Genomic DNA, 15,125 nt, shown 5'->3' on the forward strand with positions numbered 1-15,125 from the left:
ATCGCCCGCTTCCGCACCATGGCGATCCACCGCGGCTCGGTCCTCATCGGCCACGTCGTCGGCAGCGTGCTCCAGTGCGTGATGAGCGTGCTCCTGGTCGGCGCGGTGGCGGTGGCCATCGGCTTCCGCTCCACCGACGCCACCGCCCTGGAGTGGCTCGCGGCGATCGGGCTCCTCGCACTCGTCTCCCTGGCGCTCACCTGGATCGCGGTCGGCATGGGCCTGGCCAGCCCGAACGCCGAGGCGGCCAGCAACAACGCCATGCCCCTGCTGATCCTGCCGCTGCTGTCCAGCGCCTTCGTCCCGCTGGACTCGATGCCGGGCTGGTTCCAGCCGATCGCCGAGTACCAGCCCTTCACCCCGGCCATCGAGACCCTCCGCGGCCTGCTCCTCGGCACCGAGATCGGCAACGACGGCTGGCTGGCCGTCACCTGGTGCCTGGCCCTGGCAGCCCTCGGCTACCTCTGGTCCAGGTCCCTCTTCAACCGCGACCCGAAGTAGGACACCAGGGCACTAGACCCACGTGTCCAGCCACATCCGCGCCCGCCAGTCGTCGATCGGGATGGCCGTGCCGGTGTACAGGGGCCAGAAGTAGATGAAGTTCCAGGCGATCAGCAGGGTCAGGACACCCGCTGCCGTGGCGCCGGCCACGCGGCGGGTGTCCGTCGTGCGGGGTGGGCCCACGATCGCGCCCAGGAGCATCGCCACCGCCAGGCACAGGAAGGGGAGGAAGACGATGGCGTAGAAGTAGAAGATCGTGCGCTCCTGGTACATGAACCAGGGCAGGTATCCGGCCGCGATGCCGCAGGCGATGGCGCCCGCCCGCCAGTCGCGGCGGAACAGCCAGCGCCACAGGACGTACAGGACGGCGAAGCAGGCCACCCACCACAGCATCGGGGTGCCGAGGGCCAGGACCTCGCGGGCGCACTTCGCGCCCGCGTCGGCGGGGCAGCCGTCCGTGCCGGGCGACGGATCCTCGTAGAAGTAGGAGACCGGGCGGCCGGTGACGATCCAGCTCCACGGGTTCGACTCGTAGGTGTGGGGGGAGGACAGGCCGACGTGGAAGTCGTAGACCTGGTTCTCGTAGTGCCACAGGCTGCGCCACCAGTCGGGGAACAGCCACGACCAGGCGCTGTCCCTGCCGTCCTTCGTCGCCCAGTCGCGGTAGTAGCCGCCGGTGCCGTCGGACGGGGAGAGGATCCAGCCGATCCAGGACGCGAAGTAGGTGAACACCGCCACCGGGACCGTGGACAGGAAGGCCCAGCCCAGGTCGTGCTTCGCCACCGCCGTACGGGGGCGGTGGGCGCCCGCGACGCGGCGCGAGCCGACGTCCCAGAGCACCGCCAGCACACAGAACGCGGCCAGGATGTACAGGCCGTTCCACTTGGTGCCGATCGCCAGGCCCAGCATCACGCCCGCCGCAAGCCGCCACGGGCGGAAGCCGATGCGGGTCGTCTCCGCGACCTTCGCGTCCGGCAGGGTCCGGCCGTCGGAATCCACGGGCAGTGCGGCGGCCAGCTTCTCCCGTGCCCTGTCGCGGTCGATCAGCAGACAGCCGAACGCCGCCAGCACGAAGAACATCAGCACGCCGTCGAGCAGCGCGGTCCGGCTCATCACGAAGTGCAGCCCGTCCACCGCCATCAGCGCGCCGGCGAGACAGCCGAGGAACGTCGAGCGGAACAGGCGGCGGCCGATGCGGCACAGCATCAGCACGGAGAGCGTGCCGAGCAGGGCCGTCATGAAACGCCAGCCGAACGGGTCGAAGCCGAAGATCAGCTCGCCGAGCCCGATGACGTACTTGCCGACCGGCGGATGCACGACGTACGCCGCGTCCGTCGGGACCGGAACGTTCCCGCCGGAGGAGAGGATCAGGTCGTTGGCCTTCTTGTCCCAGTTGACCTCGAAGCCGCGGTGGACCAGCGCCCACGCGTCCTTGGCGTAGTACGTCTCGTCGAATATCACCGCCTTCGGGCTGCCCAGGTTCCAGAACCGCAGCACCCCTGCCAGCAGCGTGACCAGCAGCGGGCCGCCCCACCCCGACCAGCGGGTGATCCGGTCCGCGAGCACCGGCGGCACGCCGAGCGTCGCCCACAGACGGGGCGACGGTTCGGTGTACGGCGGGACCAGTCGGTCGCGGGCGTCGCCTCTGTCCGCCTTCGCCGCGTAGCCGAAACGGCGCAGCCGCTGCTGCCACGTCGGCCGCTGCTCGTGCGGCGCCTGGTCCTGCCGGGTGTCCGTGGAGTCCATGGACGACGCTGTACTGGTCACCGCGCCATCGTAGGGAACCGCGCTGTGTGAGTCCCGTGCATGGGCGGTATGCCCCGCCTCCGTCCGTGCTGTCGGTGAGGTGCTGGGAGGATGGAGGCGTGACCGGAACCCTCGTACTCGCAGGCACTCCCATCGGCGACGTCTCCGACGCCCCGCCCCGGCTCGCCGAGGAACTGGCCGGCGCGGACATCGTCGCCGCCGAGGACACGCGGCGGCTGCGTCGGCTGACCCAGGCGCTCGGGGTGACGCCGAAGGGGCGCGTCGTGTCGTACTTCGAGGGCAACGAGTCCGCGCGGACGCCCGAGCTGGTCGAGGAGCTGGTGGGCGGGGCGCGGGTGCTGCTGGTGACGGACGCCGGGATGCCGTCGGTGTCCGACCCCGGGTACCGGCTGGTCGCGGCGGCGGTGGAGCGGGACGTGCGGGTCACCGCGGTGCCCGGGCCGTCGGCCGTGCTCACCGCGCTCGCCGTGTCCGGGCTGCCCGTGGACCGGTTCTGCTTCGAGGGGTTCCTGCCGAGGAAGGCGGGGGAGCGGCTGGGGCGGCTGCGGGAGGTCGCCGGGGAGCGGCGCACGCTCGTCTACTTCGAGTCACCGCACCGGCTCGACGACACGCTCGCGGCGATGGCCGAGGTGTTCGGCGGGGAGCGGCGGGCGGCGGTGTGCCGGGAGCTGACGAAGACGTACGAGGAGGTCCGGCGCGGGACGCTGGCCGAGCTGGCGGGCTGGGCGGCGGAGGGCGTGCGCGGGGAGATCACCGTGGTGGTCGAAGGGGCCGGGGACACGGCGGAGGAAGTGGACGCCGGGGAGCTGGTGCGGCGGGTTCGGGTGCGGGAGGAGGCGGGGGAGCGGCGCAAGGAGGCGATTGCCGCGGTTGCGGTGGAGGCGGGGGTGCCCAAGCGGGTTGTGTTTGATGCGGTGGTTGCGGCGAAGGGGGCCGGGGAGCGCCGTTAGGGGTGCGGATTCGGTGCGGGGTGCGGCGTCGTCGTGGCTGGTCGCGCAGTTCCCCGCGCCCCTGGGGGTGGCAGTTGCCGTCGACCGAAAGGCGCACACTCTTTCGTAGGATCGGGGCATGCCCGCGAACGACCGTGACAAGAACGCCGCCCCGCCCCTGCCCGCTCCCCTCGGGGTCGCCGTCGCGGACTCGCACACGCATCTCGACATGCAGGCCGGCACCGTGGAGGAGGCGCTCGCCAAGGCCGCGGCGGTCGGGGTGACGACGGTCGTGCAGGTCGGGTGTGACCTCGACGGGTCTCGGTGGGCCGCCGAGACCGCTGCCGCGTACGACGCCGTGCACGCCACCGTCGCCCTGCATCCGAACGAGGCGCCGCGGATCGTGCACGGGGATCCCGACGGCTGGTCGCGGCAGGGGGCCCGTGAGCCCGGTGGGAACGCCGCGCTGGACGAGGCCCTCGCGGAGATCGACCGGCTGGCCGCCCTGCCGCAGGTCAAGGGGGTCGGCGAGACCGGGCTCGACTACTTCCGCACCGGGCCGGAGGGCAAGGAGGCGCAGGAGAGGTCCTTCCGCGCCCATGTCGAGATCGCCAAGCGGCACGGCAAGACGCTGGTCATCCACGACCGCGACGCCCACGCCGACGTCCTGCGGGTGCTGAAGGAGGAGGGTGCGCCCGAGCGGACCGTCTTCCACTGCTACTCGGGGGACGCCGAGATGGCGGAGGTCTGCGCCGAGGCCGGGTACTTCATGTCCTTCGCCGGGAATGTCACCTTCAAGAACGCCCAGAACCTGCGGGACGCGCTCGCTGTCGCGCCGCTGGAGCTGGTGCTGGTCGAGACGGACGCGCCCTTCCTGACACCGGCGCCCTACCGGGGGCGGCCCAACGCGCCCTACCTGGTGCCGGTGACCGTGCGGGCCATGGCCGCCGTGCGCGGCATCGACGAGGACACGATGGCGACGGCCCTCGCGGCCAACACCGCCCGCGCCTTCGGGTACTGAGGCACACCCCTCGCGCGTACGTTCCGTAGTCGTGCCGCTTTGGAGAGTGACCATCGCTCCGCTAGGTTCTGGGGGCCCGAGCCGGACCCCTTAGGCCCTGGAGCGTGTCGGCGTGAGCAACGCGCGGTTCGAGACGTACGAGACGGACACGACGGTCGGCGATCTGCACACCGCCCGGACCGTCGGACACGGATACGGCATCCCCGGCCCGCCCGGCGCCGTCGAGGACACCCACCGGCAGGACACGCACCGGCCCGACACCTACCGGCCCGCATACGAGCGGACGCCCGCCTACGAGCCGACCGAGCCCGCGCTGCCCCGCCAGGCGGCCCTCACCGCACCGCCGGCCGCCCCGCGGCCCGGGCACCGGCGCCGTGCCCGGTACGCCGAGCGGACGGACGGGGTGCGCCGGCTGCTGCCGCGGGCGCTGGTCGTCGCGTTCCTCGCCGGCGGCACCACCGCGTTCCTCGCCGAGGACAAGGCGGTCGAGCTGAATGTCGACGGCACGCCCCGCACCCTGCACACCTTCGCCGACGACGTCACCGAACTGCTGGCCGAGGAGGGCATCCGGGTCGGGGCGCACGACGTGGTGACCCCCGGCCCCGGCGCCGAACTCGGCGACGGCGACGAGATCGAGGTGCGCTACGGGCGGCCCCTGATCCTCACCCTCGACGGCGAGCGGCGCGAGGTGTGGACGACCGCGCACACCGTGGAGGGGGCGCTCAGACAGCTGGGCGTGCGCGCGGAGGGCGCGTATCTGTCCACCGAGCGCTCCCGGCGCATCGGGCGGGAAGGGCTCGCGCTGGACGTGCGGACCGAACGCTCCGTGACCGTGATGGCGGACGGACGCGCCCGCACCCTGCGCACCAACGCGGCCACCGTGCGCGAGGCCGTGGAACAGGCCGGGATCACCCTGCGCGGCCTGGACACCACGTCCGTCGCGCCCGGCAGCTTCCCGCGCGACGGACAGACGATCACCGTGCTGCGGATCACCCGCACCCGGGAGGTCCACGACGAGCCGATCCCGTTCCGGGAGCTGCGCACCGAGGACCCCTCCCTGCTGCGCGGCACCGAGGTCGTCGAACGGCCGGGCCGGCCGGGGCTGCGCCGGGTCACCTACTCCGTGCGCACCGTCAACGGCGTCCGGCAGAAGCCGCACCGGCTGCGCTCGGAGGTGGTGCGCGAACCCGAGGCGCAGGTGGTGAAGGTGGGCACGGCCGCACCGCCCACGTCGGTGCGGGGAGCGGACGGGCTGAACTGGTCCGCGCTGGCCGCCTGCGAGTCCGGGGGCCGCCCGGACGCGGTGGACCCGTCGGGGACGTACGGCGGGCTGTACCAGTTCGACACCCGCACCTGGCAGAGCCTCGGCGGGCAGGGCAGGCCCCAGGACGCGTCACCGGCGGAACAGACGTACCGCGCCAAGAAGCTGTACGTGCGCAGCGGCAGCAGTCCGTGGCCGCACTGCGGGGCCCGCCTGCAGGGGTAGCGGCGGACGGTCGCCGGGTGTGACCTGGGCGGTCCCGCCGCCCCGTACCCTTGTCCCGTGAGCAGCCCCACCCCCGACGCCCTCCTGGGCCCCGCCGACATCCGTGAACTGGCGGCCGCCCTCGGCGTACGGCCCACCAAGCAGCGCGGCCAGAACTTCGTGATCGACGCGAACACGGTCCGCCGGATCGTCCGCACCGCCGACGTGCGGCCCGACGACGTGGTCGTCGAGGTCGGCCCGGGGCTCGGCTCGCTCACGCTGGCGCTGCTGGAGGCCGCCGACCGCGTCACGGCCGTCGAGATCGACGACGTGCTCGCCGCGGCGCTGCCCGCCACCGTCGCCGCCCGCATGCCCGAGCGCGCCGACCGGTTCGCGCTGGTCCACTCCGACGCCATGCACGTCACCGAGCTGCCGGGCCCCGCCCCGACCGCGCTCGTCGCGAACCTCCCCTACAACGTGGCCGTCCCGGTGCTGCTGCACATGCTGGAGACCTTCCCGAGCATCGAGCGCACCCTCGTCATGGTCCAGGCGGAGGTCGCCGACCGGCTCGCCGCCGCGCCCGGTTCGAAGGTGTACGGCGTCCCCTCGGTCAAGGCCAACTGGTACGCGGAGATCAAGCGGGCGGGCGCCATCGGGCGCAACGTCTTCTGGCCCGCCCCGAACGTCGACAGCGGGCTGGTGTCGCTGGTCCGCCGCGCCGAGCCGCTGAAGACCACCGCCTCCCGGCGCGAGGTGTTCGCCGTCGTCGACGCGGCGTTCGCGCAGCGCCGCAAGACGCTGCGGGCCGCGCTCGCCGGCTGGGCCGGCTCCGCCGCGGCGGCGGAGGCCGCCCTGGTCGCCGCCGGGGTGTCGCCGCAGGCGCGGGGCGAGTCCCTCACGGTGGAGGAGTTCGCGCGCATCGCCGAGCACGCCACGAGCAAGGAGCCGGGTCAGCAGTGAGCGTCACCGTGCGCGTCCCCGCCAAGGTCAACGTCCAGCTCGCGGTCGGCGCCGCCCGCCCCGACGGCTTCCACGACCTGGCCAACGTCTTCCTCGCGGTCGGCCTGTACGACGAGGTCACGGTCACCGGGGCCGACGAGCTGCGCGTGACGTGCGCGGGCCCGGACGCCGACCAGGTCCCCCTGGACCGCACGAACCTGGCCGCCCGTGCGGCCCTCGCGCTCGCCGAGCGGTACGGCCGCACGCCCGGCGTCCATATCCACATCGCCAAGGACATTCCCGTCGCCGGTGGCATGGCGGGCGGCAGTGCGGACGGCGCCGGTGCCCTGCTGGCGTGCGACGCGCTGTGGGGGACCGGCGCCTCGCGGGAGGAACTCCTCGACATCTGCGCCGAGCTCGGCAGCGATGTGCCGTTCAGCCTGGTGGGAGGGGCGGCGCTGGGGATCGGCCGGGGCGAGAAGCTGACGGAGCTGGAGGTCGGGGGGACCTTCCACTGGGTCTTCGCGATGGCCTCGCGGGGACTGTCGACGCCGGCGGTCTTCCGGGAGTTCGACCGGCTGGGGGAGGGGCTGGAGATTCCCGAGCCGGTGGCCTCGCGGGAACTGCTCGACGCCCTGGCCAAGGGTGACGTCGACGCGCTCGCCGCGGCCGTTTCGAACGACCTTCAGCCGGCGGCGCTGTCCCTCTTCCCCGAGCTGGCGGACACGCTCGCGGCGGGGCGGGCGGCGGGGGCACTGGCCTCGCTGGTCTCGGGCTCGGGACCGACGACGGCTTTCCTTGCGCGGGACGCGGAGGCGGCGGAGGGGCTCACCGATGCCCTGCGCGCCTCCGGGACCTGCCGGGCGGTGCGTACGGCGGCAGGTCCCGTGCCGGGTGCGACGGTCGTCTGAAGCACTCAGGGTCGCGTTTCGACCGGGCCCAGGTCGATGGCGATGGGGGAAGGCTTGTCGACCTTGATCCGGTCGCGGTGCCAACCCATGTGTACATAGGACCGCGTCATCGGGTCGAGCTCGTAGACATGGACGAGGGGACGGCCGGTGGTTCCGTCCTGCTCGACACGCCAGTAGTTGGGGATTCCCGCGAGGGCGTACTTGAGCGGTTTGGTCGTACGGTCGCGGGATTCCGAGTCGGGCGAGACGACCTCCACGGCGAGCAGGACGTCCGCAGGCTGGAAGCTGGTCTGATCCAACCCTGTGACCGCGTCGGCTCGAACCACGCTGACATCGGGCTGGGGGCCGTTGCGCTTGTCCAGGACGACGGTCATCTCCCGCTCGACACTGAAGTCTGGACCGAGAGAGCTGCGTAGCCCGTTGACCAAGAGGTCGATCACGAGGAAGTGGAAGCGACGCTGCGGACTCACGAAGATCAGGCTCCCGTCGATCAACTCGGTGTGCGGCGGGAGATCGGGCAGCGTGAACAGGTCGTCCACGGTGTAGCCGTCCACGGGCGGCACCGGCCAGGGGTGGCGGTGCTCTACGGACTCGGCGGTCATGGTTCCTCCCATGGACGGGATCCTGCTGCCTGCCCCCTACGGTAGCCGTCCGTTTCCGATCACGTCATCACAAAGAGTGACTGTCTCCTCGCGTCCCGGGCGCGTTCCGCGAGGGCCTACGCTTGAAAGCTGATCGATCCACCGGGCAGGAGAGAAATGGCCGTCAATCTGGTCAATGTCGAGAACGTCAGCAAGGTGTACGGGACGCGTGCGCTGCTCGACGGGATTTCCCTCGGCGTCTCCGAAGGGGACCGGATCGGGGTCGTGGGCCGGAACGGGGACGGCAAGACCACCCTCATCCGGATGCTCGCCCGGCTGGAGGAGGCCGACACCGGACGCGTCACGCACTCCGGCGGGCTGCGGCTCGGGGTGCTCACCCAGCACGACTCCCTCGACCCCGAGGCGACCGTGCGGCACGAGGTCATCGGGGACATGGCCGACCACGAGTGGGCCGGCAACGCCAAGGTCAGGGACGTCCTGACCGGGTTGTTCGGCGGGCTCGACCTGCCCGGCTTCCCCAAGGGGCTCGACACCGTCATCGGACCGCTCTCCGGCGGCGAGCGGCGCCGGATCGCGCTCGCCAAGCTGCTCATCGAGGAGCAGGACCTGATCGTCCTCGACGAGCCCACCAACCACCTCGACGTCGAGGGCATCGCCTGGCTCGCCCAGCACCTGCGGACCCGCCGGTCCGCTCTCGTCTGCGTCACCCACGACCGCTGGTTCCTCGACCAGGTGTGCACCCGCATGTGGGACGTGCAGCGCGGTGTCGTGCACGAGTACGAGGGCGGCTACTCCGACTACGTCTTCGCCCGCGCCGAGCGCGAACGCATCGCCGCCACCGAGGAGGCCAAGCGGCAGAACCTCGTCCGCAAGGAGCTCGCGTGGCTGCGGCGCGGCGCGCCCGCGCGGACGTCCAAGCCGCGCTTCCGCGTCGAGGCCGCCAACGAGCTCATCAAGGACGTGCCCCCGCCCCGGGACAGCAGCGAGCTGATGAAGTTCGCCTCCTCGCGGCTCGGCAAGACGGTGTTCGACCTGGAGGACGTGACCGTCCAGGCCGGGCCCAAGGTGCTGCTCAAGCACGTCACCTGGCAGCTCGGCCCCGGCGACCGCATCGGCCTCGTCGGAGTCAACGGCGCCGGCAAGACCTCCCTGCTGCGGGCGCTCACCGAGGCGGCCCGCAGCGAGGGCGAGGTGCAGCCCGCGGGCGGGCGCATCCGCGTCGGCAAGACCGTCAAACTCGCCTACCTCTCGCAGGAGGTCGCCGAACTCGACCCGACCTGGCGGGTGCTCCAGGCCGTGCAGGCGGTGCGTGAGCGCGTCGACCTCGGCAAGGGGCGCGAGATGACCGCCGGGCAGCTGTGCGAGACCTTCGGGTTCAACAAGGAGAAGCAGTGGACGCCGGTCGGGGACCTGTCGGGCGGTGAGCGCCGCCGGCTCCAGCTGCTGCGGCTGCTCATGGACGAGCCCAACGTCCTCTTCCTCGACGAGCCCACCAACGACCTCGACATCGAGACCCTCACCCAGCTCGAGGACCTCCTCGACGGCTGGCCCGGCTCGATGATCGTCATCTCCCACGACCGGTTCTTCGTCGAGCGCACCACCGACCGGGTGTTCGCCCTCCTCGGCGACGGCACCCTGCGGATGCTGCCGCGCGGCATCGACGAGTACCTGGAGCGGCGCAAGCGCATGGAGGAGGCCGTCGCCGCCTCCGCTCCGGCCCCCGCCGCCCGCGCCGAGCAGGCCGGTGCCGAGAGGAGCGCCGCCGACCAGCGCGCCGCCAAGAAGGAACTGCAGAAGATCGAGCGCCAGCTGGACAGGATCTCCGAGAAGGAGACCCAGCTGCACGCGCAGATCGCCGAGAACGCCACGGACTTCGCGAAGGTGGCCGAACTGGACGCCGAACTGCGGGAACTGACCGGTCAGCGGGAGGAACTGGAGCTGCGCTGGCTGGAACTGGCGGAGGACGCCTGACCCGCGTGCCTGGGGGGCGTGCGTTTGCGTGAAGGGCGCGTGAAAGCGCGTGAAGGCGCGTAACGGTGGCATCACAGGCCGGTCCTCCCTTGGGAACAGGGGAGGACGCGGCCCGGTGGGCTGTCGGCGGCGGGTGATAGAAAGAGCCGTCTGAGAACTGTCTGAGTCACTGCCCGCACACGCATCCGAGGCCGGCGCGTACCTCGGCACGTGGCGAAAAATCAGTGAGCAATAAGGGGGAACGCGCTGATGAGCCAGCCGCCCAGCCAGCCGCCGCAGCCGGGTGGCTTCGGAGCACCGCAGGATCCGCCGCCGCAGGGTGGTTTCGGGGCTCCGCAGACACCACCGCCCCCGCAGGGCCCGCCGCCCGGAGCACAACAGCCCGGGTACGGCTACCCGCAGCAGCCGCCGCAGCCCGGACCGTACGGCCAGCCGGGCCCCTACACCTCCGGCCCCTACGGCCAGCCGCAGCAGCCGGGCCCGTACGGCCAGCCCGGCTACGGCTACCCGCCGCAGCCGCAGTTCCCCGGCGCGCCCGGCACTCCGCCCGGCGGGCCCGGCGGCTCGCGCAACCCCTTCAAGAGCAAGCCGGCCCTCGCCATCGGCGCCGCCGCGGTCGCCGCGCTGCTGGTCGTCGGCGGCACCGTGTGGGCGGTGTCCGGCGACGACAAGAAGGACAAGAAGCCGGTCGCCCAGAAGACCGACGACGGCAAGGCCGACCCGTCCGACGCCCCGGTCAACCCGGGCGACGGCAGCGGCGACGGCGGTGAGGACCCGGAGAACCTCAACGAGGGCCGCCGGCCCGGCGAGTCCAAGGTGCTCTGGTACAAGGAGGCGCCCGACGCGCCCGGTTCCGGCGCCGACGCCCCCGGCATGTGGATCACCAAGAAGACCGCCGTGAAGGCGGCCTACAAGGAGCTGTCCGCGTACAACGTCGGTGACGGCAAGCCCACCTGGGAGACCATCACCTTCCCGCAGAAGATCTGCGCGGTCACCCCGAAGCAGACGTCCGACGACAAGGTCGTCATCGCCTACATGAACGGCGCCAGCGACCGCGCCAAGTGCAACCAGCTCCAGCTCGTCGACCTCGACACCGGCGAGAAGGGCTGGAAGATCGAGGTCGCCGAGGGCGAGCTGTTCGACTCCACGCTCTCCCTGGAGCTGTCGCTCACCGGCAACACGCTGATGGTGGGCCGCTCGATGTCCGGGACGGCGTACGACGTCGCGTCCGGCGACAAGCTCTTCGACAAGAAGAAGTACGGCGACGCCTGCTTCCCGTCCGCCTTCGCGGGCGGCGAGCGGCTGATCCAGGTCGCCTCCTGCGGCGCCGGCGGCAACAACGAGCACGACGAGGTCCAGGAGCTCGACCCGAAGACCGGCAAGGTCAAGTGGACCTACAAGTACGAGAAGGGCTGGCGCGTCTCCAAGGCGTACTCCGTCGACCCGCTCGTCATCTACAGCACCAACGAGGACAAGAAGGCCTGGAACATCTCCAGCTTCACCGCCGGCGGCACGGTGCGCGCGCAGGTCGACGTCGACGAGGACTTCGCCCCCGAGTGCGGGTTCGGCATCCTCAACCGCGAACTCCAGGGCTGCTCCGGTGTCGCGGTCGAGGGCGACACCCTCTACCTGCCCACCGAGGCGACCAGCGGTGCCAACGAGATCGTCGCGATCAGCCTCGCCAACGGCAAGGAGCGCTGGCGGCAGAAGTCCCCGGCGGACGAGTCGATGGTCCCGATGAAGGTCGTCGCCGGAAAGCTCATCGCCTATGTGGAGCCCTCGTACGACGGGGGCGGGCAGGTCGTGGCCATCCCGGTCACCGGCAGCAGCCACAAGCCGGTGAAGCTGATGCAGAACCCGCAGGGCGTCGCCGAGATCGAGAACGGCTTCTTCAGCAAGGCCATCGACTGGGTCGACGAGCGGTTCTACATCTCGACCACCCGGCTGACCGGAAATGACGACTCGAAGGAGAAGTTGATGCTCGCCTACGGCAAGTGAGGCGTGGCGCGACCCGCACGTCCCCTCGCTCCTCCTCACGTCCCGTCGTCGTCCGTCCCCTTCTCCAGCACTCCTGAGGTACTCACGTCATGACGCAGCCGCCCCCGCCGCCCCACCAGCCGCCGCAGCAGCCGGGCTTCGGCCCGCCGCAGGACCCTGCGGGGCAGCAGCCGCAGCCGCCCGCGCAGCCGCCGCAGCAGCCGCCGTCGGCGGGTGGGCCCGATCTCGGCAAGGCTCCCCAGCCGCAGCCGGGATACGGGTATCCGCAGGCTCCGCAGACGCCTCCGCCGGCCGCACCGCAGACGCCTCCCCCGGCGGCTCCGCAGGGGCCCGGGTACGGGTATCCGCAGCAGCCGCCGCAGGCCCAGCCGCCGCAGCCTCCGGCCGGTTACGGGTATCCCGGGCAGCAGCCGACCGGGCCGTACGGGCAGCCGCAGTACGGTCAGCCCGGCTACGGGCAGCCGGGTTACGGCTATCCGCAGGCGACCGTGCCGATGCCGCCGCAGCCGGGCGGGCCCGGGGGCGGCGGACGCAAGATCAACGCGCAGCTGGCGATCATCGTCGCCGCGGTCGTGGCGATCGCCCTGATCATCGGCGGCGGCGTCTGGTACGCGAGCTCGTCCGGCAAGGACGACGACAAGAACAACACCGCGAGCTCCGGCGGCGGCACGGGCGGCAAGGACTCGAAGAACGGCGGCGGTACGTCCTCCGGCGGCAAGGAGAAGGTCCCGGCCGACCCCAGCTCCAAGGTTCTCTTCCAGGTGCCGGAGCCCAAGCTCCCCAAGGGCACCGACTCCATCGTCACCTCCGGCTCCTGGCTCACCGACAAGGTGTACGCCAAGAGCGGCATCGCCGAGATCGTCGGCTACGACCGCGACAAGGGCACCGAGGCCTGGACGATCGACCTGCCCGGCCCGGTGTGCGCGGCCACCGAACACGTCACGGACGACGGCAGGACCGCGATCGTCCACAAGCCCGCCATGCCGACCAAGACCGACCCGCAGAGCTGCACGCAGGTCTCGGTGATCGACCTGGCGGCGGGCAAGAAGGTGTGGTCCAAGACCGCCAAGTCCGGCACGATGGAGATCAGCTTCAACAACGTCACCGTCAGCGGCGGCACGGTCGCCGCGGGCAGCACGAGCGGTGGCGCCGCGTGGGAGGTGGCCTCGGGCAAGGCGCTGTGGGCGCCGAAGACGTCCGACACCTGCTACGACTCCGGGTACGGCGGCGGTCCGAAGCTGGTCGCGGTGCGCAAGTGCGGTTCGTACGAGCAGCGGCAGCTGCACATCCAGACCATCGACCCGAAGACCGGGAACGTGATCTCGGAGTACAAGATGTCCGAGGGCATCGAGTACGCGGCCGTCGTGTCCACCGATCCGCTCGTCATGGCAGCCGACGTCGGTGACTCCGCGGGCGACGGCAGCGGCATCTCGGACTTCTTCTCGATCGACAACAAGACCGGCAAGCTGCGGACGCGTATCTCCGCGCCGGGTGACGAGTACGCGGCGCGCTGCGACGGCATCACGAAGATCGAGCACTGCAACGGGCTCGCGGTCGGCAACGACCGGCTGTACATCCCGACCGAGGAACACGACAGCGGGAGCGAGTACGGCCAGACCAACGAGATCGTCGCGTTCGACCTGAGCACCGGTAAGCAGACCGGGCAGCGGGCCGACGCGGGCGAGGACTACTCGATCACGCCGCTGCGCATGGACGGCGGCAACATCCTGGCGTACAAGAAGCCGCCGTACGACAAGGGCGGGCAGATCGTCAGCATCGACGGCGGGACCTTCAAGCAGACGACGCTGATGGAGAACCCGTCGACCGAGTCCGTGCGGGACGTGGAGACGAGCATGCTGCCGGACTCCGCGGAGATCCTGTACTCCCAGGGTCGGCTGTACATGTCGGACGTGTTCGCCAGCGACTTCTCGAGTTCGGACGAGAAGGAGTATCTGGCGATCGCCTTCGGTACGAGCTGATCGTTCCGGTGTGTCCGTGCGGCCCCGCCCCTGTTCAGGGGCGGGGCCGTTCGCGTACCGCTCATCCTGCGCTCATCGTCATCGAATGCGAGAATTTCGGTGATCCGGGGCGATTCTCGCCGGTAGGGGGAGCGCAACGTCGAACAAGCGTGTAGCTTCCGGGGGCATCCACCGGGTGCGTGATGGCGTGTGGGTGTGAGGGCTGTTGGGGGGACTGGGGGGTTCTCTATGGGAGTGCGGCTGATGGTGGTCGACGACCACCGATTGCTGGCGGAGGCGCTGGCGTCCGCGTTGAAGCTGCGCGGGCACCGGGTGCTGGCCGCGGCGGCGCCGGTGGCGGGGGCGGCGGATCTGGTGATCAGCAGGGCGCCGGAGGTGTGTCTGCTGGGGACGGCGGCGCCGGCGGAGCCGGGGATCTTCGACCCGGTGGTGAAGATCAAGCGGGAGCGGCCGCAGGTGGCGGTGGTGGTGCTGGGGCCGGTGCCGAGTCCTCGCGGGATCGCGGCGGCGTTCGCGGCGGGGGCGTCCGGGTATGTGCGGCACGACGAGCGCATCGAGGGTGTCGAGCGGGCGATCATGAAGGCGCGGGCGGGGGAGGCTGCCGTGGCGCCGGGGTTGTTGCAGGGGGCGTTCGGTGAGTTGCTCAATCCGGTGGCGCAGCCGGATGACGAGGGGCAGCGGCTGTTGCAGATGCTGACGCCGAGGGAGGTGGAGGTGCTGGTGCGGGTGGCCGACGGTGAGGACACGCGTCTGATCGCGGCGGGCATGGGCATCGCGCCGTCGACGGCGCGGACGCATGTGCAGCGGGTGCTGATGAAGCTGGGCGTGGGGTCGCGCCTGGAGGCGGCGGCGCTGGCGGCGAGGACGGGGCTGCTGGATCGGGCGGGGCCGGCGGGGACGCGGGAGGGCTGAGACGCGCGGTCGCGTGCGGGTGGGGGTGCGCGTTGCGTGCCTGCGGCGCCAGTGCGGCTTCGGTGGGGGTGCGCGTAGCGCCTACGGGGGGTGGGTGGGGCGGGGCCGGGGCGGTGGTGTCCGTCCTCGG

General features: G+C 71.6%; 12 protein-coding genes. 10 read left to right on the forward strand and 2 right to left on the reverse strand.

The features are described 5' to 3' along the window. Positions 1–501: ABC transporter permease (locus tag AB0412_RS35560; protein ID WP_366406764.1), on the forward strand; the 501-nt coding region annotated here is incomplete at its 5' end. A 12-nt stretch (positions 502–513) separates the two neighbouring features. On the opposite strand, the gene AB0412_RS35565 is transcribed toward AB0412_RS35560, so the two are convergent. After that, on the reverse strand, positions 514–2,268 hold the full coding sequence (locus AB0412_RS35565; protein ID WP_366406765.1) for a phospholipid carrier-dependent glycosyltransferase: 1,755 nt from the start codon (positions 2,266–2,268) through the stop codon (positions 514–516). Positions 2,269–2,366: 98 nt separating this feature from the next. Between AB0412_RS35565 and rsmI the strand changes: the two genes are divergently transcribed. The 5 genes from rsmI (at position 2,367) to AB0412_RS35590 (ending at position 7,533) form a co-directional block, all read left to right on the forward strand. Next, positions 2,367–3,218 carry a 16S rRNA (cytidine(1402)-2'-O)-methyltransferase gene (gene rsmI / locus AB0412_RS35570; RefSeq protein WP_366406766.1) on the forward strand — a complete coding sequence of 284 codons (852 nt, stop codon included), beginning with the start codon at positions 2,367–2,369 and terminating at the stop codon, positions 3,216–3,218. Between the two features lie 118 nt (positions 3,219–3,336). Further along, positions 3,337–4,218, forward strand: a complete 882-nt coding sequence (locus tag AB0412_RS35575; RefSeq protein WP_366406767.1) for a TatD family hydrolase — start codon at positions 3,337–3,339, stop codon at positions 4,216–4,218. Between the two features lie 112 nt (positions 4,219–4,330). Continuing rightward, a complete protein-coding gene (locus tag AB0412_RS35580; RefSeq protein ID WP_366406768.1) occupies positions 4,331–5,704 on the forward strand; it encodes a ubiquitin-like domain-containing protein in 1,374 nt (457 codons plus the stop codon). Between the two features lie 57 nt (positions 5,705–5,761). Next, entirely contained in the window at positions 5,762–6,643 is an 882-nt protein-coding gene (gene rsmA / locus AB0412_RS35585) for a 16S rRNA (adenine(1518)-N(6)/adenine(1519)-N(6))-dimethyltransferase RsmA (RefSeq protein ID WP_366406769.1), read from the forward strand. Further along, positions 6,640–7,533 (forward strand): 4-(cytidine 5'-diphospho)-2-C-methyl-D-erythritol kinase, encoded by an 894-nt coding sequence (locus tag AB0412_RS35590; protein WP_366406770.1) that lies wholly within the window; start codon positions 6,640–6,642, stop codon positions 7,531–7,533. Before rsmA ends, AB0412_RS35590 begins: the two co-directional genes overlap by 4 nt. 5 nt (positions 7,534–7,538) lie before the next feature. Here AB0412_RS35590 and AB0412_RS35595 read toward each other — a convergent pair whose 3' ends face one another. Then, on the reverse strand, positions 7,539–8,135 hold the full coding sequence (locus AB0412_RS35595) for a Uma2 family endonuclease (protein ID WP_366406771.1): 597 nt from the start codon (positions 8,133–8,135) through the stop codon (positions 7,539–7,541). 156 nt (positions 8,136–8,291) lie between these two features. Here AB0412_RS35595 and AB0412_RS35600 point away from each other — a divergent pair, with 156 nt between their 5' ends. The 4 genes from AB0412_RS35600 (at position 8,292) to AB0412_RS35615 (ending at position 14,995) form a co-directional block, all read left to right on the forward strand. After that, entirely contained in the window at positions 8,292–10,106 is a 1,815-nt protein-coding gene (locus AB0412_RS35600; RefSeq protein WP_366406772.1) for an ABC-F family ATP-binding cassette domain-containing protein, read from the forward strand. A gap of 249 nt (positions 10,107–10,355) precedes the next feature. Next, on the forward strand, positions 10,356–12,104 hold the full coding sequence (locus AB0412_RS35605) for a PQQ-binding-like beta-propeller repeat protein (RefSeq protein ID WP_366406773.1): 1,749 nt from the start codon (positions 10,356–10,358) through the stop codon (positions 12,102–12,104). An 89-nt stretch (positions 12,105–12,193) separates the two neighbouring features. Beyond that, the gene (locus tag AB0412_RS35610; protein ID WP_366406774.1) at positions 12,194–14,083 is read left to right on the forward strand and encodes a PQQ-binding-like beta-propeller repeat protein; all 1,890 of its coding nucleotides are present in this window, start codon (positions 12,194–12,196) and stop codon (positions 14,081–14,083) included. Positions 14,084–14,311: 228 nt separating this feature from the next. After that, positions 14,312–14,995, forward strand: a complete 684-nt coding sequence (locus AB0412_RS35615) for a response regulator transcription factor (protein ID WP_366406775.1) — start codon at positions 14,312–14,314, stop codon at positions 14,993–14,995. Positions 14,996–15,125 lie beyond the last annotated feature (130 nt).

The organism is Streptomyces sp. NPDC052012, from assembly GCF_040689265.1.
Classification (GTDB): domain Bacteria; phylum Actinomycetota; class Actinomycetes; order Streptomycetales; family Streptomycetaceae; genus Streptomyces.

Excerpts from the sequence above, each read along its gene's own strand:
- AB0412_RS35575 (WP_366406767.1), top strand. The coding sequence starts at position 3,337 with ATGCCCGCGAACGACCGTGACAAGAACGCCGCCCCGCCCCTGCCCGCT.
- AB0412_RS35595 (WP_366406771.1), bottom strand. The coding sequence starts at position 8,135 with ATGACCGCCGAGTCCGTAGAGCACCGCCACCCCTGGCCGGTGCCGCCC.
- AB0412_RS35600 (WP_366406772.1), top strand. The coding sequence starts at position 8,292 with ATGGCCGTCAATCTGGTCAATGTCGAGAACGTCAGCAAGGTGTACGGG.
- AB0412_RS35605 (WP_366406773.1), top strand. The coding sequence starts at position 10,356 with ATGAGCCAGCCGCCCAGCCAGCCGCCGCAGCCGGGTGGCTTCGGAGCA.
- AB0412_RS35610 (WP_366406774.1), top strand. The coding sequence starts at position 12,194 with ATGACGCAGCCGCCCCCGCCGCCCCACCAGCCGCCGCAGCAGCCGGGC.
- AB0412_RS35615 (WP_366406775.1), top strand. The coding sequence starts at position 14,312 with ATGGGAGTGCGGCTGATGGTGGTCGACGACCACCGATTGCTGGCGGAG.